This window comes from Streptomyces sp. NPDC031274 (assembly GCF_055570235.1).
The window spans coordinates 39,902-60,815 of sequence record NZ_JBVIHP010000019.1 but is presented as its reverse complement, the minus strand read 5'-3'; the positions used below and the strand labels follow the sequence as shown (position 1 = coordinate 60,815).

16 protein-coding genes and 1 tRNA gene are annotated in these 20,914 nt (G+C 70.8%); 11 read left to right on the top strand and 6 right to left on the bottom strand.

Annotated features, from left to right (window positions below):
• Positions 1 to 109: 109 nt before the first annotated feature.
• Both ACZ5CR_RS28100 and ACZ5CR_RS28095 read right to left on the bottom strand, forming a co-directional pair.
• The gene (locus ACZ5CR_RS28100; RefSeq protein WP_468862288.1) at positions 110 to 2,695 is read right to left on the bottom strand and encodes an ABC transporter permease; all 2,586 of its coding nucleotides are present in this window, start codon (positions 2,693 to 2,695) and stop codon (positions 110 to 112) included.
• Positions 2,692 to 3,480: an ABC transporter ATP-binding protein gene (locus ACZ5CR_RS28095; protein WP_468862285.1), complete on the bottom strand. Its 789-nt coding sequence runs from the start codon at positions 3,478 to 3,480 to the stop codon at positions 2,692 to 2,694. The genes ACZ5CR_RS28100 and ACZ5CR_RS28095 overlap by 4 nt, the downstream gene beginning before the upstream one ends.
• 403 nt (positions 3,481 to 3,883) lie before the next feature.
• On the opposite strand from ACZ5CR_RS28095, the gene ACZ5CR_RS28090 reads away from it, so the two are divergent.
• The 3 genes from ACZ5CR_RS28090 (at position 3,884) to ACZ5CR_RS28080 (ending at position 7,877) form a co-directional block, all read left to right on the top strand.
• A complete protein-coding gene (locus tag ACZ5CR_RS28090) occupies positions 3,884 to 5,533 on the top strand; it encodes an MFS transporter (RefSeq protein WP_468862283.1) in 1,650 nt (549 codons plus the stop codon).
• 122 nt (positions 5,534 to 5,655) lie between these two features.
• Positions 5,656 to 6,243: a DUF485 domain-containing protein gene (locus tag ACZ5CR_RS28085; protein ID WP_468862281.1), complete on the top strand. Its 588-nt coding sequence runs from the start codon at positions 5,656 to 5,658 to the stop codon at positions 6,241 to 6,243.
• Positions 6,244 to 6,302: 59 nt separating this feature from the next.
• Complete coding sequence (locus ACZ5CR_RS28080) at positions 6,303 to 7,877, top strand: sodium/solute symporter (protein WP_468862527.1); 1,575 nt, start codon at positions 6,303 to 6,305, stop codon at positions 7,875 to 7,877.
• A gap of 38 nt (positions 7,878 to 7,915) precedes the next feature.
• Here ACZ5CR_RS28080 and ACZ5CR_RS28075 read toward each other — a convergent pair whose 3' ends face one another.
• The 3 genes from ACZ5CR_RS28075 to ACZ5CR_RS28065 all read right to left on the bottom strand — a co-directional run bounded on the left by ACZ5CR_RS28075 (position 7,916) and on the right by ACZ5CR_RS28065 (position 12,894).
• Positions 7,916 to 8,815: a cellulose-binding protein gene (locus ACZ5CR_RS28075; RefSeq protein WP_468862279.1), complete on the bottom strand. Its 900-nt coding sequence runs from the start codon at positions 8,813 to 8,815 to the stop codon at positions 7,916 to 7,918.
• A gap of 268 nt (positions 8,816 to 9,083) precedes the next feature.
• Positions 9,084 to 11,900 carry an SUKH-4 family immunity protein gene (locus tag ACZ5CR_RS28070; RefSeq protein WP_468862277.1) on the bottom strand — a complete coding sequence of 939 codons (2,817 nt, stop codon included), beginning with the start codon at positions 11,898 to 11,900 and terminating at the stop codon, positions 9,084 to 9,086.
• A 7-nt stretch (positions 11,901 to 11,907) separates the two neighbouring features.
• Positions 11,908 to 12,894: an HNH endonuclease gene (locus tag ACZ5CR_RS28065; RefSeq protein WP_468862276.1), complete on the bottom strand. Its 987-nt coding sequence runs from the start codon at positions 12,892 to 12,894 to the stop codon at positions 11,908 to 11,910.
• 307 nt (positions 12,895 to 13,201) lie between these two features.
• On the opposite strand from ACZ5CR_RS28065, the gene ACZ5CR_RS28060 reads away from it, so the two are divergent.
• Together ACZ5CR_RS28060 and ACZ5CR_RS28055 are read left to right on the top strand one after the other, a co-directional pair.
• Positions 13,202 to 13,759: a YwqJ-related putative deaminase gene (locus tag ACZ5CR_RS28060; RefSeq protein ID WP_468862274.1), complete on the top strand. Its 558-nt coding sequence runs from the start codon at positions 13,202 to 13,204 to the stop codon at positions 13,757 to 13,759.
• 39 nt (positions 13,760 to 13,798) lie between these two features.
• Entirely contained in the window at positions 13,799 to 14,326 is a 528-nt protein-coding gene (locus tag ACZ5CR_RS28055) for an SUKH-3 domain-containing protein (RefSeq protein WP_468862273.1), read from the top strand.
• A 43-nt stretch (positions 14,327 to 14,369) separates the two neighbouring features.
• Here ACZ5CR_RS28055 and ACZ5CR_RS28050 read toward each other — a convergent pair whose 3' ends face one another.
• Complete coding sequence (locus tag ACZ5CR_RS28050) at positions 14,370 to 15,707, bottom strand: sensor histidine kinase (RefSeq protein ID WP_468862270.1); 1,338 nt, start codon at positions 15,705 to 15,707, stop codon at positions 14,370 to 14,372.
• 374 nt (positions 15,708 to 16,081) lie between these two features.
• On the opposite strand from ACZ5CR_RS28050, the gene ACZ5CR_RS28045 reads away from it, so the two are divergent.
• The 6 genes from ACZ5CR_RS28045 (at position 16,082) to ACZ5CR_RS28020 (ending at position 20,856) form a co-directional block, all read left to right on the top strand.
• Positions 16,082 to 16,153 (top strand) — tRNA-Gln (locus tag ACZ5CR_RS28045).
• A gap of 117 nt (positions 16,154 to 16,270) precedes the next feature.
• Positions 16,271 to 17,728, top strand: a complete 1,458-nt coding sequence (glmU, locus tag ACZ5CR_RS28040) for a bifunctional UDP-N-acetylglucosamine diphosphorylase/glucosamine-1-phosphate N-acetyltransferase GlmU (RefSeq protein ID WP_468862268.1) — start codon at positions 16,271 to 16,273, stop codon at positions 17,726 to 17,728.
• 135 nt (positions 17,729 to 17,863) lie between these two features.
• Complete coding sequence (locus tag ACZ5CR_RS28035; protein ID WP_468862266.1) at positions 17,864 to 18,841, top strand: ribose-phosphate diphosphokinase; 978 nt, start codon at positions 17,864 to 17,866, stop codon at positions 18,839 to 18,841.
• 205 nt (positions 18,842 to 19,046) lie between these two features.
• Positions 19,047 to 19,637, top strand: a complete 591-nt coding sequence (locus tag ACZ5CR_RS28030) for a 50S ribosomal protein L25/general stress protein Ctc (protein WP_468862263.1) — start codon at positions 19,047 to 19,049, stop codon at positions 19,635 to 19,637.
• 107 nt (positions 19,638 to 19,744) lie between these two features.
• Positions 19,745 to 20,347: an aminoacyl-tRNA hydrolase gene (gene pth, locus ACZ5CR_RS28025; RefSeq protein ID WP_468862261.1), complete on the top strand. Its 603-nt coding sequence runs from the start codon at positions 19,745 to 19,747 to the stop codon at positions 20,345 to 20,347.
• A 41-nt stretch (positions 20,348 to 20,388) separates the two neighbouring features.
• Entirely contained in the window at positions 20,389 to 20,856 is a 468-nt protein-coding gene (locus tag ACZ5CR_RS28020; RefSeq protein WP_468862259.1) for a hypothetical protein, read from the top strand.
• The last annotated feature ends 58 nt before the right edge of the window (positions 20,857 to 20,914 follow it).

Below are 20,914 nucleotides of genomic sequence, written 5' to 3'. Positions count from 1 at the left end.
ACTCGTACCGCGCCGCACCTGCGCGCGGGCGCTCTACCTTCCCCTCCCCCCCCCTCCCCCCCCCCCCCCCCCCCCCCGGGCCCGACCTCCCGCACCCCCGTAGCGGGAGCTATTCGGTCGCGATGGCGTTGAGGACGTTCATCCGGCCCGCCCGGAAGGCGGGCACCAGCGCCGCGAACAGGCCCACGAAGGCCGAGCCGATGAAGACGGTGATGATCGTCGGCCAGGGGATCTCCAGGACCTTCAGGCCCTCCAGGGCGAGCAGCTTCTGGGCCGTCGCTCCCCAGCCCATGCCGAGCCCGAGGCCGAGCAGCGCGCCGAAGAGGGCGATGACCACCGACTCCATGCGGATCATGCGGCGCAGCTGGCGGCGCGAGAGGCCGATCGCCCGCATCAGGCCGATCTCGCGGGTGCGCTCGACCACCGAGAGGGCGAGGGTGTTCACGACGCCCAGGATGGCGACGATGATCGCCAGGCCGAGCAGGCCGTAGACCATGTTCAGCATCTGGCCGACCTGGTCCTTCAGGGTCTGCTTGAAGTCGGTCTGGTCCATGACCTTGTACTGCGGGTAGTCGGCCATTGCGGCCTTCAGCGACTTGTACGCCGCGTCCTGCTGGCCCTTCTCCGCCTTGGCGAACATGATCTCGTTCGGCGGCATGCGGTCGGCGGGCACGTACTTCTCGGCGGTCGTGAGGTTCACGTACATCGCGCCACCGTCGATCGTGGCGTCGCTCGACGTGATGGCCCGGACCGTCAGCTCGCCCGTCCTGCCGCGGTCGAAGGCGAGCTTCACCTTGTCGCCGACGGTGATGCCGTGGTCCTTGGCGAAGTCCTCGCCGACCGACATGGAGTCCGGCTTGTAGGCGTCGGTGAGCTTCCCTGCGACGGTCTCGCTGCGCACGTCCTGTGCGTACGTCGCGTCGGCGGCGCTCAGGCCGACCCCCTTCGCGGTCTTGCCGTTCGAAGCCGTCAGGTCCGCCTTGATGTCCTTGTACTGGGTGACGTGGGCGATGTGGTCGGCCTTCTCCAGGGCCCGCGCGGCCTTCGGGGTGATCTGCTGGTTGTTGTTCGGCTGGATGATGAAGTCCGCGCCGACCGACTTGTCGAGCTCGTCCGTGGCGGAGGCGACCATCGAGGAGCCGACCACCGAGAGGCAGGCGACCAGGGCGAGGCCGATCATCAGGGCCGCGCCGGTGGCGCCGGTGCGGCGCGGGTTGCGCAGGGCGTTGCGCTCGGCCATCCGCCCGACGGGGCCGAACATCCGGAGCAGTACGACGCTGATGGCGCGGACGACACCGTTGGCGAGGACCGGGCCGATGACGACGAACCCGATGAGCGTGAGGACCACGCCGCCGCCGAGGAAGAGCGATCCGTCGCTCGCCTTGTCCGCCTGCGATGCGGTGTAGAGGCCGAAGCCGCCCGCGCCGGTGAGGATCAGGCCGATGACCGCGCGCAGGGCGCTCGCCTTGCCGTCGGCCGGTGTCCCGGCGTCGCGCAGGGCGGCCATCGGGGAGACCTTGGCGGCACGCCGGGCGGGGAGGTAGGCGGCCAGGACGGTGACGACGATCCCGAGGACCATGCCCACCACGGGAGTCGTCCACTTGACGGTGAGGTCCTGGGTGGACAGCTCCATGCCCATGCCGGACATGAGCTGCATCAGGCCGACGGCGAGTCCGACGCCCGCGCCGACACCGAGGAGGGAGCCGAAGACGCCGAGCAGCAGCGCCTCGACGAGCACGGAGCGGTTGACCTGCTTGCGGCTCGATCCGATGGCGCGCATCAGGCCGATCTCGCGGGTGCGCTGGGCGACCAGCATCGAGAAGGTGTTGATGATGAGGAAGATGCCGACGAGGAAGGCGATTCCGGCGAAGCCGAGCATCGCGTACTTCATGACGTCCAGGAAGCTGCCGACACTCTCGCGGTTGTCGGCCGAGGTCTCCTTCTGCGTCTTGACCTGGTAGGTGGCGGCGTCCGCGCCCATGGCCCCGCCGACGTTCCGCTTGAGCACCGTGTCGCTGACGCCGGTCTCGGCGGTGACATTGACGTGCGTGAACCGGCCGGTGGCGCCGAGGAGTTCGCGCTGTGCGGTGGCGGTGTCGAAGTAGACGATCGCGGCACCGGGGTTGGTGACCTTGAAGGTGGCGATGCCGGAGATCTCGGCGGTGTGGTCGCCGGTGACGGCGATGGTGCGCAGCTCGTCACCGATCTTGAGGTGGTGCTTGTCGGCGGTGTCGGCGTCGATCATCACGTCGGTGGGGCCGCGCGGGCGGTGCCCGGAGGTGATCTCCATCGAACGCAGGTCGTTGTGCGTCCAGTTGCCGGCGATGGTCGGGCCGCCGCTGGTCGGGCCGACGTTCTCGTTGTCGGAGTTGACGACGGTGACGCTCTCGCTGCTGACCGCGCCCTCGGCGGACTTGGCGCCGTCCGCCTTCTTCGCCCGTTCGACGATCGACGCGGGTATCGACTCGGGCTTGCCCGTGTCGGGGCTGTCGCCGGGGTTCGTGGCGGACTTGGAGGAGACGGTGACGTCGGCGGACGTCGCCGCGAAGAGCTTGTCGAACGTCGTGTTCATCGTGTCGGAGAAGACGAGTGTGCCGCAGACGAACGCCACCGACAGGATCACGGCCACGGCGGAGAGCGCCATGCGGCCCTTGTGCGCGAAGAAGTTGCGCATCGAGGTCTTGAGGACGGTCATGACGTACGCCCCCGCGCGTCGAAGTCCTTCATGCGGTCGAGGACGGACTCGGCGGTCGGCGCGTACATCTCGTCGACGATGCGGCCGTCCGCGAGGTAGAGGACGCGGTCCGCGTAGGAGGCCGCCACCGGGTCGTGCGTGACCATCACGATGGTCTGGCCCAGCTCGGTCACCGACTTGCGCAGGAAGCCCAACACCTCGGCCCCCGCACGGGAGTCGAGGTTCCCGGTCGGCTCGTCGCCGAAGATGATCTCGGGGCGGGCGGCGAGCGCGCGGGCCACGGCGACGCGCTGCTGCTGGCCGCCGGAGAGCTCGGTCGGACGGTGCTTGAGGCGGCCCGCGAGACCGACGGTCTCCACGACCTGGTCGAGCCAGCCGCGATCGGGCTTACGGCCCGCGATGTCCATCGGGAGCGTGATGTTCTCGATGGCGTTGAGCGTCGGCAGGAGGTTGAACGCCTGGAAGATGAAGCCGATCCGGTCCCGGCGCAGCTGCGTGAGCTTCTTGTCCTTCAGGCCGGTGATCTCGGTCTCGTCGAGGTAGATCTGCCCGGAGGAGACGGTGTCGAGGCCCGCGAGGCAGTGCATCAGGGTCGACTTGCCGGAGCCGGAGGGACCCATGATCGCGGTGAACTGCCCGCGGGCGATGTCCACATCGATCTCGTCGAGCGCCACCACCCGGGTCTCCCCGGACCCGTACGCCTTCACGACCTGGCGCGCCCGTGCCGCCACGGCCGTACGCCCTCCAGTGCCCCCGTGCCTGGGAATGGTTACAGCCGATGTCACGGTAAGTCTCCTAAGTCGGTTACGCGTTGAGTCAGGCGTGTTCGCCACGCATAAAGAGTCTGGTCGTCCGACGGGTCCTGCGCGCTGGTGCTCAGCGCAGTCTTCTGCTGGGGAAAACCCCACCCCCGAAGGTGTGGCTTGTCCGAACCGAGGCCTTCCGCGGCCCGCCCCCGTCGGCATAAAGCCAATCTAAGAAGCGGGCGGGGCCTTCTCGTCCTCCGGCAGCACGAACGGCCCCCGGTCCGTAGTACGGAGGATCCCTTAGGGGAACTCCACCTGCCGGTGGAGCCGTTCTCGGGGTTGCTCCACCCTCTTGCGGACGGGACACCGGCCCACCTGCCGAGATGTTCTCCACCCCTGCCCCGGATGTACACCGGGTGAGAAGGTGGCCCGGAGTAAATAGATGCAGGGGGAAGGAATCTCGGTGGACGCGGACGGCACACCCTCGGGTTCGGACGACCGGCGGCGCCGCGGACCCGTCGCCGCCCTCATGCTCGCCATGGCGCTCGCCGCCCTGGACTCCACGATCGTCTCGACCGCCATCCCGCAGATCGTCGGCGACCTCGGCGGCTTCTCCGTCTTCTCCTGGCTCTTCTCCGGCTATCTGCTCGCCGTCACCGTCACCCTGCCCATCTACGGCAAGCTCTCCGACACCTTCGGCCGCAAGCCCGTGCTCATCGCGGGCAGCATCCTCTTCCTGCTCGGCTCGGCCCTGTGCGCGGTGGCCTGGAACATGGGTGCGCTCATCGCCTTCCGCGTCGTCCAGGGCCTGGGCGGCGGCGCGCTCCAGGGGACGGTGCAGACGCTCGCCGCCGACCTCTATCCGCTCAAGGAACGCCCCAAGATCCAGGCCAAGTTGTCCACCGTGTGGGCCACTTCGTCGATCGCGGGCCCGGCGCTGGGCGGTCTGATCGCCGCGTACGCCGACTGGCGCTGGATCTTCCTGATCAACCTGCCCATCGGCGCCGTGGCCCTCTGGCTGATCGTGCGCCACCTGCACGAGCCGGAGCGCGCGGCGGTCACCCGGGGGCGCGTCGACTGGGCGGGCGCGCTCACCGTCTTCGCCTGCGGCGGCATCCTGCTCACCGCGCTCGTACAGGGCGGCGTGGCGTGGGGCTGGCTGTCCCCGCGGTCGCTCGCGCTGTTCGCGGGCGGCCTGCTGCTCGCCGGAGCCGTCGTGGTCATCGAGCGGCGCGCGGCGGAGCCGATCATCCCCGGCTGGGTCTGGCGCAGGCGCACCATCGCGGCGGTCAATCTCGCCCTCGGCGCGCTCGGCCTCCTGATGGTGGCGCCGACGGTCTTCCTGCCGACGTACGCCCAGTCCGTGCTCGGCCTGGCGCCGATCGCCGCCGGGTTCGTGCTCTCCGTCATGACGCTGAGCTGGCCGGTCTCCGCCGCCCTGAGCCAGCACGTCTACCGCAGGCTCGGCTTCCGCGACACGGCGCTCATCGGCATCGGCGGGGCCGCCCTCTTCCTCTTCGCGTTCCCCCTCCTGCCCTACCCGGGGCAGGCCTGGCAGCCGGCCCTGATCATGCTGCTTCTCGGCGCGGCACTCGGGCTCTTCCAACTGCCGCTGATCGTCGGGGTGCAGTCCACCGTCGGCTGGTCCGAGCGCGGCACGGCCACCGCGTCCATCCTCTTCTGCCGCCAGATAGGCCAGACCCTGGGCGCCGCGCTCTTCGGCGCGGTCGCCAACGGAGTCCTCACCTCGCGGCTCGGCGGGGCGGGCTCCCTCGACTCGGTGGCCCACGCTCTGGAGAACCCGGCCTCGGTCGCCGACCCGGAGCGGCTGCGCCGGGCGGTCGACTCGGCGGTCGACACGGTGTACGTGGGGGCGGGGTGCGCGGCGGTGCTCGCGCTCCTCGTACTGGCGTTCCTGGCGCCTCGGCGGTTTCCGGTGATCGGGGCGCCGGGCCCGGAGGGCGGGGAAGCGGGCGCCCCGGAGAACGGGGAGGCCAGAGCCCCGGAGAAGGCCATGGACAACCCCCTGGAGGACAGGGAGAACACCGGGCCGACCTCGCTCGGGCGCCCCGTGAACAGGCCGTCCGAATAGACCGACCACGCAGTATGTGCAAAACCCTTCGCGGCTCTACTACTTACGAGTAACGTGCTCGATCCTCACCTCTCGCTCCCTGCAGTCCCGCACCGGACCGACGCCGCGCAAGGAGAACCGGGATGCCCCAGCCTCACCAGTCCCCACACCCACGCGACCCCCAACAACCGCACCCGCACCACTCTCAGCAACCGCACCACCTTCAACAGCCGGGCCCCTTCCAACAGCCCGGCCACCACCAACAACCGAGCCACTTCCAACAACCCCACGACCCCCCACAACCCCGGCACCCCCACCACGCCTACCAACCCCACCTCCCCCCGTACGACTCGCCCCCCTCCTATCCCACCTACCCCTGGCAACCCGTCACCCCCGCACCGCCCCCGCCACGCCCCAAGCTCCCCCGCCACCCCGCACTCGGCCGCCACAGCGACCTGCGCCACCTGCGCAGCGCCTACCGCTGGCAGCGCCGCGTCGCCGCCCTCGCCGCGCTCGGCTACTTCACGCTCTTCCTGATGCTCTCCGCCTTCGCCCCGTCCCTGATGACGGACACGGTCACCGGCGGACTCTCCACCGGCCTGCTGCTCGGCCTGTGCCAGGTCCCGGTCGCCCTGATCGCGATAGCGCTGTACGAGTTCACGGCCCGCCTCCGGGTCGACCCGATGGCCGAACGGCTGCGCAAACTGGCGGAGTTGGAGGCCAACAGGTGATCCCGGGCAGCACGCGGACGAGCCCCGCCGTCACACTCGCCACCGACTCGGCACAGGCCATGTCCCTGGTGGCGTTCACCGCCGTCGTCACCCTCACGCTGCTCCTGTGCGTGATGACGGGCCCCGACCGCGACAACCTCGGCGAGTTCTACACCGGCTACGGCGCCCTCTCACCGATGCGCAACGGCCTGGCCATCGCGGGCGACTACATCTCGGCGGCGACCGTGCTCGGCACGGGCGGAATCATCGCGCTCCTCGGGTACGACGGGGTCGTCCTGGCCCTGAGTACGGCCCTGTCCCTGATGCTCCTGATGTTCCTGCTGGCCGAACCCCTGCGCAACGCGGGCCAGTTCACCATGGGCGACGTACTGGCCCGCCGGATGCCCGGCCGCGCCGTACGGATCACGGCGTGCGCGGCGACGCTCGCCGCGCTGATCCCGCTCATGCTGGTGCAGCTCGCGGGCGCGGGCGACCTGCTCTCCTTCATCCTCGGTTTCTCCGGCGAAGGAGTGAAGACGGGCTGCGTCGTCGCACTCGGCGCACTCATGATCAGCTACGCGGCGATCGGCGGCATGAAGGGCACCGCCCTCATCCAGATCCTGAAGATCGTGATGCTGCTCGGCTCCGGAGTGGTCATCGCCGCCCTGATCCTGCACCGCTTCGACTGGGACCCGGGCGCGCTCCTCGCCGCCGCGGAGAAGGGCAGCGGGGCCGGTCCGGCCTTCCTCCGGTCCGGACTGCAGTTCCAGGGCGGCCCCAACCCCCGCCTGGACATGATCAGTTCGGAACTGACGGTGGTACTGGGCGGCGCCTGCCTGCCGCACGTCACGATGCGGATGTACACGGCGCGCAGCGCGCGCGAGGTGCGCCGCTCGATGTCCTGGGCGGTGTCGTCGGTGGCGCTCTTCGTCCTCGTCATCGCGATCGTCGGCTTCGGCGCGACGGCGATGGTCGGACGGGCGGCGATCGCGCAGGCGGACCCACAGGGCAACACGGCGTACCTGCTGGGATCGAGGGCGGTGTTCGGCGCGAACGCGTCGACGGCGGAGACCCTCATCTTCACGACGGTCACCACAGCGATCTTCCTGACCCTGCTCGCCTCGGTCGCCGGAATGATCCTGGCCTGCGCCAACTCCCTCGCGCACGACGTCTTCGCGCATCAGCGCAGGGAGATCACCCCGCGCCGCGAGATGGCACTGGCCCGCGTATCGGCGCTCGCCATAGGAGGCCTGGCGATCGTCCTCGCGGTCATGGTGCAGCACCACAATCTGCAGCCGCTGGTCACGCTCTCCTTCTGCCTGGGAGCGTCGGCACTCGCCCCGGCGCTCGTCTACAGCCTCTTCTGGCGCCGCTACACCCGCAGGGGCCTCCTGTGGACCCTGATCGGCGGCACCCTCGGCTCCGTCATCCTCATGACGGGCACCAACCTGGTCTCGGGCGCCCCTACTTCAGCGTTCCCGAACCACGACTTCAACTGGTTCCCCTTCACCACCACAGGCCTCGCGTCCATCCCCCTCGGCTTCTTCCTGGGCTGGCTCGGCACGGTGTCCTCGGGCCCGCGGGAGTCGGAGGAACAGCGCAGGCGGTACGAGGCGGTGGAGGGCTGGATCCTGGCGGGGGTGACGAGGAGGTAGGGCAGCGCCCCTTCCCAGGCCCCTCCCCAGGCCCCTCCCTAGGGGGCACCCTCGGCAGCCGCCCGCCCGGTCAGCGCGGCGAGGCTGCTGCGCACATGCTCCATGTGCCCCCGCACCTCGTCCCACTCCTCCCCGTGCTCCCGCAGCATCCGCTCGGTCTCCCGGGCGATGCCCTCATCCCGCGCACGCGCCGCGGCAAGCAGCTCGGCGCCCCGCGCCTCCGCGTCCTCCTGCCCGTGCCGGGCTGCCTCCTCCGCCTCGACCGAGGCCCGCCTCGCCTCGGAGAGGCGGGCCTCCGCGGCGGCCACGCGCGCGGCCTCCCAGGCGTCCACCTCCGCCTCCCGCGCGGCGATCTCCGCCTCGGCGGCCGCCCAGCGCTCGGCGTGCTCCTTCTCCTGCTCCTCCAGGAGCGCGGCACCGCGCTCCCGCGTCTCCCGCAGCGCGGCAAGGGCCTCGCCCCGCCACTCCTTCACGTCACGGCGGGCCGCGATCCGCGACTCGTCCGCGGCTGCCCGGCAGGCGAGCAGCCGCTGCCTGGCCCGCTCGTCCGCCTCGCCGAGCACCTCGTCGGCGTACGCACGAGCGGCCTCACGAACCTCCCGCGCCTCCGCCTCGGCCGCCTCCGTCACGCGCCGCACATCGGCCTCGGCCGTCGCCCGTACGGCAGCGGCCTCCTCCTCACCCAGGGCGAGGATGTTCCGCGCGCGCTCACTCAACGTCTCGTACGTCTGAGGCGCGAGCCGCGACACCACGTCCCGCAGCCGCTCCGCCTCCGCCTCCATCTCCTTGGCGAGGACGGTGAGGCGGGCGGCACGCTCCCACGCGCCGTCGCGGTCCTGGGACAGATCGAGGGCGTACGCGTCCACCTGCTCGGGACGGTAGCCACGCCCGCGCACGGCGACGAAACCGTGCTCCGAGGCCGTTGCACCGCTGCTCATCCTTGAATCCCTCCTCCGACGCACCACGCGCGTACCGCGCGATTGGCGCACATCTTGATGGATCAAGCCGAAGTGCTCATACCGCGACACTCCGCGCATCTCATCCGCTCAAGGATGCGCCATTTGCAGCCAGAAGTCGGAATCGGATCAATCGGGTCGTCCCATCGTCACGCCCCGGCTCCTGATCCACGTCGAAAAACGGACGAGGCGCCCGGCCCCCACAGGGCCGAGCGCCTCGCGACGCGTACGTCACCCCCGCCGGGGCCGATCAGAGCAGGCCGTCCCACATCTGCTCCAGCAGCACCGACCACCAGCTCTCCGGCGACGCGAGCGCCGCCGGGTCGAGCGCCGCCAGCTGGCCCTGGAAGTCGACGGTCCAGCGGCCCGCCTGCTCCTGGTTGAGCCCGAAGCGCAGCCGCCACATGCGGCCGAGCAGCGCCAGGCAGCGCGCGAACTCGGGCAGACCCGTGTTCACGAACTGCGGCGGCACCGGAGCACCGCCGGGACCTGCCTCCACGGGGACGGCGACAATGTTCGCCGTGCCGTACTGGACGCAGATCGCGCGGCCGAAGTCACTGCCCATGACGAGGTACGAGCCCGCGTCCGACGCCGCCTGCACCCCGCGCTCCTGCGCGGTCTCGGCGAGGGTCGGCACCGGGCGTCCCGGCTGGGCCTGCGCCCAGAAGAACGGCCCGAAGTCGACGGGCAGACCCGCCACGACGAGCGTGTGCGCCACGAGGTCGGGCACGCCCTGCCGGGAGACCGCCCGCTGGTCGAAGCGGAAGATGCCGGGCCCGAACGCGCCCGCCAGTTCCTGCGCCACGCCCTCCGGCGGGATCGGCGGCGCGGGCTGCACCTGCGGCAGCGGCGCGCGTACCGGAGCGGGGCGCGCGGGACCGTCCGCGACCTGGTGCAGCTCGCCCTGGTGCGCGATGAGCTGCTGCATGCCGCCCTGCCGGGACGCGTGGTCCCTGCCGTACGGGGCGATGCTCGTGATCCGCGCCTGCGGCCAGGTCTCACGGATCATGCGGGCGCAGTACGCGCCGGGCAGCTCGCAGGACTCCAGCTCCGTGTGGAGTTCGAGCACCTGCTGCGGCGGCACGCTCATGCCGCGCAGCTCGTGCAGGATCTGCCACTCCGGGTGCGGCGTTCCGGGCGCCGAGCGGCGGATGAGCTGCTGCTCGGAGCCGTCCTGCGCGCGGTAGCGCAGCACGGCCTGGTAGCCGGGGCCGACAGTCGGCTGCCCTGTGGGCGGCTGCGGGTAGCCGTAGGGCCGGCCCGGTGCGGGCGGCGGCATGCCCGGGGCACCCGGGGCGCCGGGACCCTGCGGCGGCATGGGCGCGCCGGGGCCGCCGACCGCGGGTCCGGCCAGCATCGTCGCGGCGTGGTGGACGCCACCGCCGGCGGTACCGGGGGTGCCGGGTGCGCCGGGGGGCTGGGGCGCGCCGGGAGCACCAGGGGCGCCGGGCGGGCCGGGAGGCTGCGGGGCGCCGGGAGCACCTGGAGCGCCCGGCGGCTTGATGCCACCGGGGCCGCCGAGGCTCGGGTCGGCCAGCATCGTCGCGGCGTGGTGCACGCCGCCGGGAGGCGTACCCGGAGCGCCGGGCGGGCCGGGAGGCTGGGGCGCGCCGGGAACACCGGGCGGGCCGGGGGGCTGCGGAGCGCCGGGAGCACCGTTAGCGCCGGGAGCGCCCGGCGGCTTGATGCCGCCGAGGCCGCCCAGGCTCGGGTCGGCCAGCATCGTCGCGGCGTGGTGGACACCGCCGCCGGGAGGCGGAGGCGGGGTGCCGGGAGGCTGCGGCGCGTCCGGAGACGCGGGCGGCTGAGGTCCGTCGGGGCCGAGCGACGAGACGAGCTGCGTCGGGACGTAACCCCCGGCCGGGGTGCCCGGAGCACCGGGCCCCGACGGCGGAGGCGTACTCCCCGGACGCACACCGGGAGCCCCCGGGGCGCTGGGAGGCGGCGGTGTACCCGCGCCGCCGCCACGGGCACCACGCGGCGGCGACTGCGCCTTGCTGGTCGCGGCGTCGGCGATGTCGCTCGCGCCAGGGGGCACGGGGCGCTGAGGCTGAGCGGCGGCGGGGCCGGTACCGGGACCGGAACCGGGGCCCTGCGGGTAGCCGTACGCGGCCGGATCCGGGACGCTCACACCAGGAGGCGGCGGCAGGTTCACCGCGGAACCGGCGGGCGGCGGGGGCAGGTTCGGCCCCGGAGCCGCCGGGGGCTGCGCGCCGGGGCCCTGCGGATAGCCGTACGCGGCCGGGCCGGGAACACCGGCGCCCGGGGGCGGCGGCGTGCTCGACCCGTCGTACGCGGGTGCCACCGTCGTCGACGGAAGGCCGCTGCCGCGCTGCATGAGCGCGGTCTTGGCCTCCGGCGCCACACCGGGCGGCGGGGTGTCGTCATCGTCGCCGCCGACCAGCGGCGGCGCGAACACCGTCGCGGGCGCCGGTACCGAACGGTCGTCGCCGTTGTCCGCGTTGGTGTCCGTACCGGCCCACGGGGTGGCCCCCGCGGGTGCGCTCGACCCCCCGGCCGCGGGCCACGGCGTACCTCCACCGGGCGCTTCGGGAGCGGCGGAGGCGGCGGGAGCCACGGGTGCGGCGGGTGCGGCAGGCGTCGCGGGCGCGGAAGGTGCCGCAGGTGCACCCGGCGTCGACGCGTCCGAAGAAGCCGCCCCCCGCGTCGAATCCGCCCTGCGATCCGGAATGCCCAGCTTGTCCGCCGCCTCCTGGAGCCACTCGGGAGGGCTCAACAGGAACGACGTCTGATTCAGGTCGACCCGCTCGGGCGGGGCCGGAGCCGCATCCTCCGGCGCCACGTCCGGGGCGCCGTACTCCTCTTCGTACCGGCGGATCACCTCACCGACCGGCAGACCCGGCCAGAGCGTGGCCTCACCGCTGTCCCGCGCGATGACGAGCCGCTGGCGGCCGCCGTCGGACACCGGACCGTTCTCACGGTCCTCCGCCCATACGACGAAGCCGAGCTCGAACTCCCGCACCCGCACCTCGCGATGCTGGTAGCCGGGCACATCGGCGTTGATCCACTCCTCGGCGCGCTCCTGCGCCTGCGCGAAGGTCACCATCGACAAGTCACTCCCCCACCGGGACGGCGCGCGCGAAGCCACCGTCCACCATCAGGTTCGCCACGGTCTCCAACTCCGGCGGGTTACCCGCGAGCCGGGACAAGAACGCGTCGAAGTCGTCACCGCACGGCAGCAGCAGCCGCTGCACCCGCTCGGCGGGCGCCCAGGATGCCGCTTCCGAGACGTCCCGCGCGTCGTCGTACGCGCAGAACCACACCGACCCGATCCGGTCGCCCTTGACCTTCACGGCGAGAATGCCGCCCTGCACGAACCCAACTCCCAGGTAATCCTTGGTGAGATGGTCGCGCAGGCATTTGTTCACGTACACCAGATCGTTGACCGCGGCCTCGTCCCGCACCGTGAAGAACGGCTGGTCGATCAGGAGACCGAGCTCCGCGTCGAGCGCCGTACCCACGGGCGCACAACCGCCCGCCGCCTTCAGGAAAGAACGGTAGGCGCCGGGCAGCCGGTAGCCAAGCTCCTCCTCGGCGCCGAGGACCTCCTGCTCGGTCACCGCGACCGCCGACTTCGGCAGCGCGAGATGCGCGGGGCGGGTCTCCTGGAGCGGGCGCGTGCCCCTCTTGTCCTGGTCGACCGGCGTCGTGGCGAGCCCGCCGTGATGCCGAAGCAGCGCCTTCACCTCCACCGGGACAAGCTCCAGGCGCCTGCCGCCCGGCACGTGGTGCCAGGTCCAGCCGTGCGGGGTCGCCACCGGCGGAATCGTGTCCCACAGGTCATGATCCACCGCGGCCATCGCCGCGTTCGCGGAGACGTAGTCCGTCAGGCGCAGCTCGTCGACGCCGAAGCCCTCCGGGGGCTCGGCGATCTCGGCGGCCGCACGCGCGTAGGCCGAGAAGTCCGGATAGCCGTGCTCGTCCACGCGCACGCCTCTGGGATGGCGCGTGGCCCGGACCGGATCCGGAAAGTGCACGAGCTGCCCGGCGTAGGCCGCGTTCGGCGGCGCGGCTTGCTGCCCCAGCCGACCTGTCGTCATGGCGGTTGCCCCCTGCGGCACTGTTAATGGTTCTGCGGATCGCTGTACATGAATCGTGCGTACTTCGTCCTGCGTTCCGCGGTCCGCGGTCTGCGGATGTCGACAGCCTATGCGCAAGGACGACACCGGTCACCGGGCCTCCAGTTCCATGACCAGCAGCCACCGGACCGTCACCGTGCGACGAAAACCGGGCGTGTCGCGGTGCCCCAGCTTCCGCACCACCCGCCCCATTTGACAGGCTGTCCCCGCAACGCGGGGGCGTGGCACACGCGGTCACACCGCGAGTTGCGGGGAGGGAAGCACCACCATGCACACGGCTCAGACCGGTACGGACGGCCGCACGGCGTCCACGACGGCGCCCTCGGCGATCGCCGAGAACCCCGTCGACGCGGGGGATCCCCGCGTCGGCTGGAGCAGCGCGTCCGCGCACGCGCCCACGCTGCGCCAGCGCCGCGACGGCATACTTCCCACCGTCGCCGCCGCGCTCTCCGTACGCGGCGCGACGCTCACCTGTACCGCGGGGCGCGGCGAGGAACCTCCCGCTCTGCACCCACTCGTACAGGATTTCCTCGACACCCTCACAAGCGGCCAGCGCGAGCGCTTCACCGGGCGGTGCGCCGAAGCCATCCTCATCTCGCGCCACCTCACGGCCGCCGACGGCAGCCGCTCCAAACGCGCGGCACGAAAACCGATGACCAACGGCGAGGCCCGCAAAGCGCTCAAACACGCCAAACTCACCACCCGTCGCATCCGCGAGGACGGCGACCCCCTGCACGGCGGTTTCGCCCGCCCCTGCCGCTCCTGCACCGCCCTCACAGCGCACTTCGGCGTACGGATCGTGGACCCCACGACAACGGAATCCTGACTCCCGCCACCGAGCCGCGAACCACGACAAGGGCCGCCCATGCACACGGAACAGCGCACCGAGAACCCCGCACACCCCACCACGGCCGCCGCGACGCCCCGCTTCCCCGTCCCGATCGACGCCGCCCTGCGCGCCGCAGGCTGGCGCCCCGGACGCTGGGACATAAAGCAGGCCGAGATCTGGGCCGACGTCCTGCGCGGCCACACCTCACCCGCCGGACACCGGCACGCCGTCTTCCCCGCCGCCGTCGAGGCGTGGGCCGAGTTCGGCGGACTGCACATCACCCCGCAGGGCCCCGGCCGCCACATAGCGCCCGCCGCCGTCCACCTGGACCCCCTGTACGGCCTCCACCTGGCCCGCACCCTCGGCGACCTGGGCCGCGCCCTGGACACCGAGGTCTGCCCCATAGGAGAGGAGACCGAGACCCAGGCACTCCTGGCGATCGACGCCGAAGGCCGCGTCTACAGCCTCGACCACAGCGGCGACTGGTACCTCGGCTCCCACATCGACGAGGCCCTCGCCACCCTGGCGTCGGGCACGCGCCCGGAACGCCTGAAAGCAGGCTGAAGGCGGAGGACGGTCTCAGGCCCGAGACCTCAGGCCTGAGGCCTCAGGCCTCAGCGACGACGACAGCCGCGGGAAGGACCGCCGACACCCGGAAACCACCCGCGTCCGTCGGCCCCGACACGAACACCCCGCCCAGCGCGACGACACGTTCCTTCATGCCCACCAGACCGTTGCCCCCACTGGGCAACCGCGCGTCCCCCGGGCCCGCCTCGGGCGGCGGCTCGTTCTCCACCTGCATCGCGATCTCCGCACCCCGGTGCGCGAGCCGGACGTACGTCTTGGCGCCCGCGGCGTGCTTGTGCACGTTGGTCAACGCCTCCTGGACCACCCGATACGCGGTCTGCTCCACGTCCGCCGCGTACTCACGGGACTCGCCCTCCACGGACAGCGCGACCGCCATCCCCGCCGCACGCGACTGCCCCACCAGCTCGTCGAGCTCCGCCAGGCACGGCCCGTCCTCGTCCACCGCACGCGAGGCGGCAGCCGCCGCGGCGAACCCCACGGCCGCCAACGGCAGCACATCGGAGACCGAACCGTGCCGGCCGCCCGCCGCGGGCCTGGACTCCCCGTTGCGCAGCACACCCAGCATCTCGCGCAGCTCCGTCAGCGCCTGCCGCCCCATGTCACCCACCAGAGCGGCGTTCTTGACGGCCTTCTCCGGATCTTTCCTCGCCACGGCCTGCAAGGCGGCCGCATGCACGACCATCAGACTCACCCGGTGCGCGACGACGTCATGCATCTCCCGCGCGATCCGGGTCCGCTCCTCATTACGCGCCCACTCGGCACGCTCCTCGGCCCGCTCGGCAAGCAGCTGCAACTCCCGCTCCAGGCTGTCGGCACGCTCCCGCAGACTCTCCATGAGCCGCCGCCGCGCCCCGACATACAGCCCGAGCAGAATCGGCGGCGCGGTCAGACCGATGGAGGTGGTGATCGCGATGAACGGTATGAACCCCTCCGCGAACCCCAGATCCCCGCTCCGCATGTCCTGCCGTGTCCGGACCAGCGTGACGATGAGCGTCCCGAGCAGCGACATACCGGCGAGCGACCCGATGATCCGCCGGGGCAACTCGGACGCGGCCAGCGTGTACAGCCCCACGACGGTCAGGAAGACCCCCATCTGGGCAGGCGTGATCGCGATCGCGATCAACACCACGGCGATCGGCCACCGGCGCCGCAGCACGAGTGACAGCCCGGCGAGCACCCCGAACACCACACCCACCGCCGCGGGAATCCCCGTATCCCCCGCGAACGCGATCCCCTCGGCCCCGCACTCCACCGCCGAGGCCAGCGCGAGCCCCACATCAAGCACGGCACTACGCCGCCGTTCCCACCACCACGGGCCGGTCACGGCCGTGGTGTGCTTCTCCCCCGTCGTGGTCATGCCGTCCAGCCTACGGGCGACAAGCCCTCCTTTTCCGGCGAGTTTCCGGCTCAGTGATCGAACGCACGCGCTGTTCGTGACCAAACGAAACGCCCCGAAATCCCTCGAACTGTTTAACCACTCACCGTTCGCGGCCGGAGGTCCGCATTCCGGACGAGGGTCGTCGCATGACGGAAATCACGGGCAAGTACGCCGACTTCGAGCCGACCAGGACCGTGAACGCCAGGCAGCCGAGGAGGCGGTACCACGGGTGCCTCATGATCCACGTAAGGCAAAGCGGTGATCTCTGCCGTCGCGTGAAAGGGACTTGGTACGGCATAGTGTTGGGTGCCGAAACACCGACCTAACCAAATGTCCGATTCAGGTCGCTTTAATCCCCCGTGGTGTAATTGGCAGCACTGTGGCTTTTGGTGCCATCTGTCCGGGTTCAAGTCCTGGCGGGGGAGCTTCTTCTGTTCGGGTCCTGACCGCAAGGTCAGGACCCGCACTCATTTCCGCCCCACAACGCCCCGGTATCCTGCGGATGTCCACTCCCCGCACATCCGAAGCCGAAGGGCACCCCCGTGAGCGCCAACAGCCCGGCAGCCGTCGTCGTCCTCGCAGCGGGTGAGGGCACCCGTATGAAGTCGGCCACCCCCAAGGTCCTGCATGAGATCTGCGGGCGTTCCCTCATCGGGCACGTGCTCGAAGCCGCGTACGCGCTGAGCCCCGAGCGGCTCGTCACCGTGGTCGGCTTCGCGCGCGAGAAGGTCGTCGCGCATCTCGGGACCGTCGCCCCGGACGTGCGCACCGCGTACCAGAGCGAGCAGAAGGGCACCGGTCACGCCGTCCGTATCGGTCTGGACGAGCTCGGCGGCGCCGTGGACGGGACCGTCATCGTCGTCTGTGGTGACACCCCGCTGCTGACCGGTGCGACCCTGCAGAAGCTGGCCGCGACGCACACCGGGGACGGCAACGCCGTGACGGTGCTGACCGCCGAGGTCCCGGACGCGACCGGCTACGGCCGCATCGTGCGGGACGGCGAGAGCGGTGCCGTGACCGGCATCGTCGAGCACAAGGACGCCACCGAGGTGCAGCGCGCGATCCGTGAGATCAACTCCGGCGTCTTCGCGTTCGACGGGCAGCTGCTCGCGAAGGCCCTCGGCAAGGTGCGTACGGACAACAGTCAGGGCGAGGAGTACCTGACCGATGTTCTGGGGATCCTCCGTGAAGCGGGGCATCGGGTGGGGGCTGCCGTCGCCCGTGACCACCAGGAGATCGCGGGGATCAACAACCGCGTACAACTGGCCGAGGCCCGCCGTACCTTGAACGACCGCCTGCTGACCGAGGCCATGCTGGCGGGTGTGACGGTCGTGGATCCGGCGTCGACGTGGATCGACGCGACGGTGACGTACGAGCAGGATGCCCTGGTGCACCCGGGGACGCAGCTCCAGGGCGACACGCATCTCGGTGAGGGTGCCGAGGTCGGGCCCAACACCCGCCTGCGGAACACCAAGGTGGGTGCGGGGGCGCGCGTGGACAACACGGTCGCGTACGACTCCGAGGTCGGGGAGCAGGCGAGCGTCGGTCCGTACGCGTATCTGCGGCCGGGCACGCGGCTCGGTGTGAAGGCCAAGGCGGGCACGTACGTGGAGATGAAGAACGCGACGATCGGTGAGGGCTCGAAGGTTCCGCATCTTTCGTACGTGGGTGACGCGACGATCGGTGATTTCACCAACATCGGCGCTGCGAGCGTCTTTGTGAACTACGACGGCGAGGCGAAGCACCACACGACGGTGGGGTCGCACTGCAAGACCGGTTCGGACAACATGTTTGTGGCTCCTGTCACTGTCGGGGACGGCGCTTACACGGCGGCGGGTTCGGTCATCACGAAGGATGTTCCGGCCGGTTCGCTGGCCGTGGCCCGTGGCCAGCAACGGAATATCGAGGGTTGGGTGGCGCGCAAGCGTCCCGGGAGCCCGGCGGCGAGGGCCGCGGAGGCGGCGTCCGGGGAGTCCAGGATTTCGGATGGCGGAAGCTGACCGGAAACAGGTGCGTCGGACACGGCGTACCGTGATAGATGCACACCATTTCGGCCGGCTCAGCGCAGCGGAATGCTTTTTTCCGGAGCGTGCGGGGACGGCAGCGGGAAGAACTCGTCTGAGGAGACTAGTGCTGTGACCGGGATCAAGACGACCGGCGAGAAGAAGTTGATGCTCTTCTCCGGCCGCGCCCACCCCGAGTTGGCCGAGGAGGTCGCACACAAGCTGGGTGTCGGCATCGTGCCGACGAAGGCTTTCGATTTCGCCAACGGCGAGATCTACGTGCGGTACCAGGAGTCGGCTCGTGGCGCGGACTGCTTCTTGATCCAGAGCCACACGGCTCCGATCAACAAGTGGATCATGGAGCAGTTGATCATGATCGACGCGCTGAAGCGCGCGTCGGCCCGCTCCATCACCGTGATCGTGCCGTTCTACGGCTACGCGCGCCAGGACAAGAAGCACCGCGGCCGTGAGCCGATCTCGGCCCGTATGGTCGCCGACCTGATGAAGACCGCGGGCGCGCACCGCATCCTCACGGTCGACCTGCACACGGACCAGATCCAGGGCTTCTTCGACGGCCCGGTCGACCACCTCTTCGCGCTGCCGATCCTCGCGGACTACGTGGGCGCGAAGGTCGACCGCGACAAGCTGACCGTGGTCTCCCCCGACGCCGGTCGCGTCCGCGTCGCCGATCGCTGGTGCGACCGTCTCGGCGCCCCGCTGGCCATCGTGCACAAGCGTCGCGACAAGGACATCGCCAACCAGGTCACCGTCCACGAGGTCGTGGGTGAGGTGAAGGGCCGCGTCTGCGTCCTGGTCGACGACATGATCGACACGGGTGGCACGATCTGCGCCGCCGCCGACGCGCTGTTCGCGCACGGTGCGGAGGACGTCATCGTGACGGCGACGCACGGTGTGCTGTCCGGCCCGGCCGCGGACCGTCTGAAGAACTCCAAGGTGAGCGAGTTCGTGTTCACGGACACGCTGCCCGACCCGGGCGACCTGGAGCTCGACAAGATCACGGTGCTCTCGATCGCGCCGACCATCGCGAACGCGGTGCGTGAGGTCTTCGAGGACGGTTCGGTGACGAGCCTCTTCGACGAGCAGGCGTAGCGCGAGCAGGCGCGGGACGAACAGGCGTAAAGATCCACTTTGGGGTGCGGCCTCCCCGCCGGGTAGACTCACGGAGTTGCTCGGCGAGGGAGGCCGTACTCATTGCAGTACGGCGGTCCGTTATCGACGCGCTCTTCGTAGCAGGCCAGTAAGTCGTGGCCGGGTGACCGACTCTGTTTTGTCACCACTTGTACGAGGAGTGCACATGCCCGAGGTGAAGATCACCGCCGAGGTCCGCAGCGAGTTCGGCAAGGGTGCCGCCCGCCGTCTGCGTCGCGCCGACAAGCTGCCCGCCGTCGTCTACGGCCACGGCGCGGACCCGGTCCACATCGCCCTGCCGCACCACGGCACCCTGATGGCCCTCAAGACCGCGAACGTCCTGATCAACCTGGACATCGAGGGCAAGAGCCAGCTGGTCATCCCCAAGGCCGTCCAGCGTGACGCCGTGCGTACCGGCATCCTCGAGCACGTCGACCTCCTCCTCGTCCGCAAGGGCGAGAAGGTCAACGTCGACATCTACGTCCACACCGAGGGCGAGCTCGCCCCGGGCGGCAACCTGCTCGAGCACGTGCTCAACGCGCTGCCCGTCGAGGCCGAGGCCACGCACATCCCGGATTCGGTCACCGTCTCCATCGCCGGTCTCGAGGCCGGTGCGACCATCCTCGCCAAGGACATCCCGCTGCCCGCCGGCACCACGCTGAACGTCGAGGACGACGTCGTCGTTCTCCAGGTTCTGGCCGCGCAGGCCGAGGAGGCCGAGGCCACCGAGGATGAGGCCGAGGCCACCGAGGCCTGAGCCTCGATCGCGATCGACCGAGCTCGATCCAGTTTCGGCTGAGCTCGACTCTGCCAACCGCCGCTCCGCGCTCCTGCGCGGGGCGGCGGTTGGGCTATGAAGGAGACATGCAGATGACGACGGACCCCAGCGCGCCCTGGCTGATCGTGGGTCTGGGCAATCCAGGCCCTGGGTACGCCATGAACCGGCACAACGTGGGCTTCATGGTGGCCGATCTCCTCGCGGAGCGGATCGGCGGCTCGTTCAAGCGGAGCGGGCGTACGCAGGCGCAGGTGCTGGAGGGCCGGATCGGTCCCGCGGGTCCGGCGAGCCGCCGTGTCGTCCTGGCGAAGCCGATGTCGTACATGAACGTGTCGGGCGGTCCCGTGACGGCGCTGCGCGACTTCTACAAGGTGCCGACGGCGAACATCGTCGCGGTCCACGACGAGCTGGACATCGACCACGGCACGCTGCGGCTGAAGCTGGGCGGCGGCGACAACGGCCACAACGGTCTGAAGTCGATGACGAAGGCGATGGGTCCTGACTACCACCGGGTGCGGTTCGGGATCGGGCGTCCGCCGGGTCGGATGCAGGTGGCGGACTTCGTCCTGAAGGACTTCTCGTCGGCGGAGCGCAAGGATCTCGGCTACTTCGTGGACCGGGCGGCGGATGCGGCCGAGGCGCTGGTGATCGAGGGGTTGGAGCGGGCGCAGAGCGCGTACAACTCCTGAGCTGTTGACTCGGCGCAGCGCCATGGCCAAGGATCGCCGCCATGAACGCGCTGCTTCTCGTACGCCGGACGGCGATGGGCGGGCTCGCGGCGCTGCTGCTTGTCGCGGGCGTCTGGGCGTCGTGGGGCACGGCGCGGCACGTGATGCTCGCGGATGAGCGTGAGCGGGGCACGATGCGGGTTTCGCGGTGCTCGTCCGATGACTGCGTCGGGTCGTACGTCCCCTCGTCCTCGTCCGCCGGCTCCGAGGCGCGCGAGCGGGTCGTGATCGACCGCTCGATCGGGGAGAAGAAGGGGGTGCGGATTCCGGTGGCCGTGAAGCCGGGCACCTCCGAGGTGGTCCGCACGGGTGGGCCCGGGTTCCTCCACGCGTGGCTGCCGCTCGGCGGGGCGCTGCTGCTGGCCTCGGTGGTGGTGGCGGGCGGGCTGCGCCTGCCCCGCACGGCATGGACCCTGGCCCTGACGGGCGGCGCACTCCTGACGGCGTCTTTCGCGACGCTGGCGTTCTGACTCCAGCCACACACAAGCCCGCTCACCCACCCGATTACCCAGGGTAACGGGTGGGTGA

Excerpts from the sequence above, each read along its gene's own strand:
- ACZ5CR_RS28090 (WP_468862283.1), top strand. The coding sequence starts at position 3,884 with ATGCAGGGGGAAGGAATCTCGGTGGACGCGGACGGCACACCCTCGGGT.
- pth (WP_468862261.1), top strand. The coding sequence starts at position 19,745 with ATGCAGATGACGACGGACCCCAGCGCGCCCTGGCTGATCGTGGGTCTG.
- ACZ5CR_RS28065 (WP_468862276.1), bottom strand. The coding sequence starts at position 12,894 with ATGACGACAGGTCGGCTGGGGCAGCAAGCCGCGCCGCCGAACGCGGCC.
- ACZ5CR_RS28075 (WP_468862279.1), bottom strand. The coding sequence starts at position 8,815 with ATGAGCAGCGGTGCAACGGCCTCGGAGCACGGTTTCGTCGCCGTGCGC.
- ACZ5CR_RS28055 (WP_468862273.1), top strand. The coding sequence starts at position 13,799 with ATGCACACGGAACAGCGCACCGAGAACCCCGCACACCCCACCACGGCC.
- ACZ5CR_RS28100 (WP_468862288.1), bottom strand. The coding sequence starts at position 2,695 with ATGACCGTCCTCAAGACCTCGATGCGCAACTTCTTCGCGCACAAGGGC.
- ACZ5CR_RS28030 (WP_468862263.1), top strand. The coding sequence starts at position 19,047 with ATGCCCGAGGTGAAGATCACCGCCGAGGTCCGCAGCGAGTTCGGCAAG.
- ACZ5CR_RS28060 (WP_468862274.1), top strand. The coding sequence starts at position 13,202 with ATGCACACGGCTCAGACCGGTACGGACGGCCGCACGGCGTCCACGACG.
- ACZ5CR_RS28080 (WP_468862527.1), top strand. The coding sequence starts at position 6,303 with ATGTCCCTGGTGGCGTTCACCGCCGTCGTCACCCTCACGCTGCTCCTG.
- ACZ5CR_RS28085 (WP_468862281.1), top strand. The coding sequence starts at position 5,656 with ATGCCCCAGCCTCACCAGTCCCCACACCCACGCGACCCCCAACAACCG.
- ACZ5CR_RS28020 (WP_468862259.1), top strand. The coding sequence starts at position 20,389 with ATGAACGCGCTGCTTCTCGTACGCCGGACGGCGATGGGCGGGCTCGCG.
- ACZ5CR_RS28050 (WP_468862270.1), bottom strand. The coding sequence starts at position 15,707 with ATGACCACGACGGGGGAGAAGCACACCACGGCCGTGACCGGCCCGTGG.
- ACZ5CR_RS28070 (WP_468862277.1), bottom strand. The coding sequence starts at position 11,900 with ATGGTGACCTTCGCGCAGGCGCAGGAGCGCGCCGAGGAGTGGATCAAC.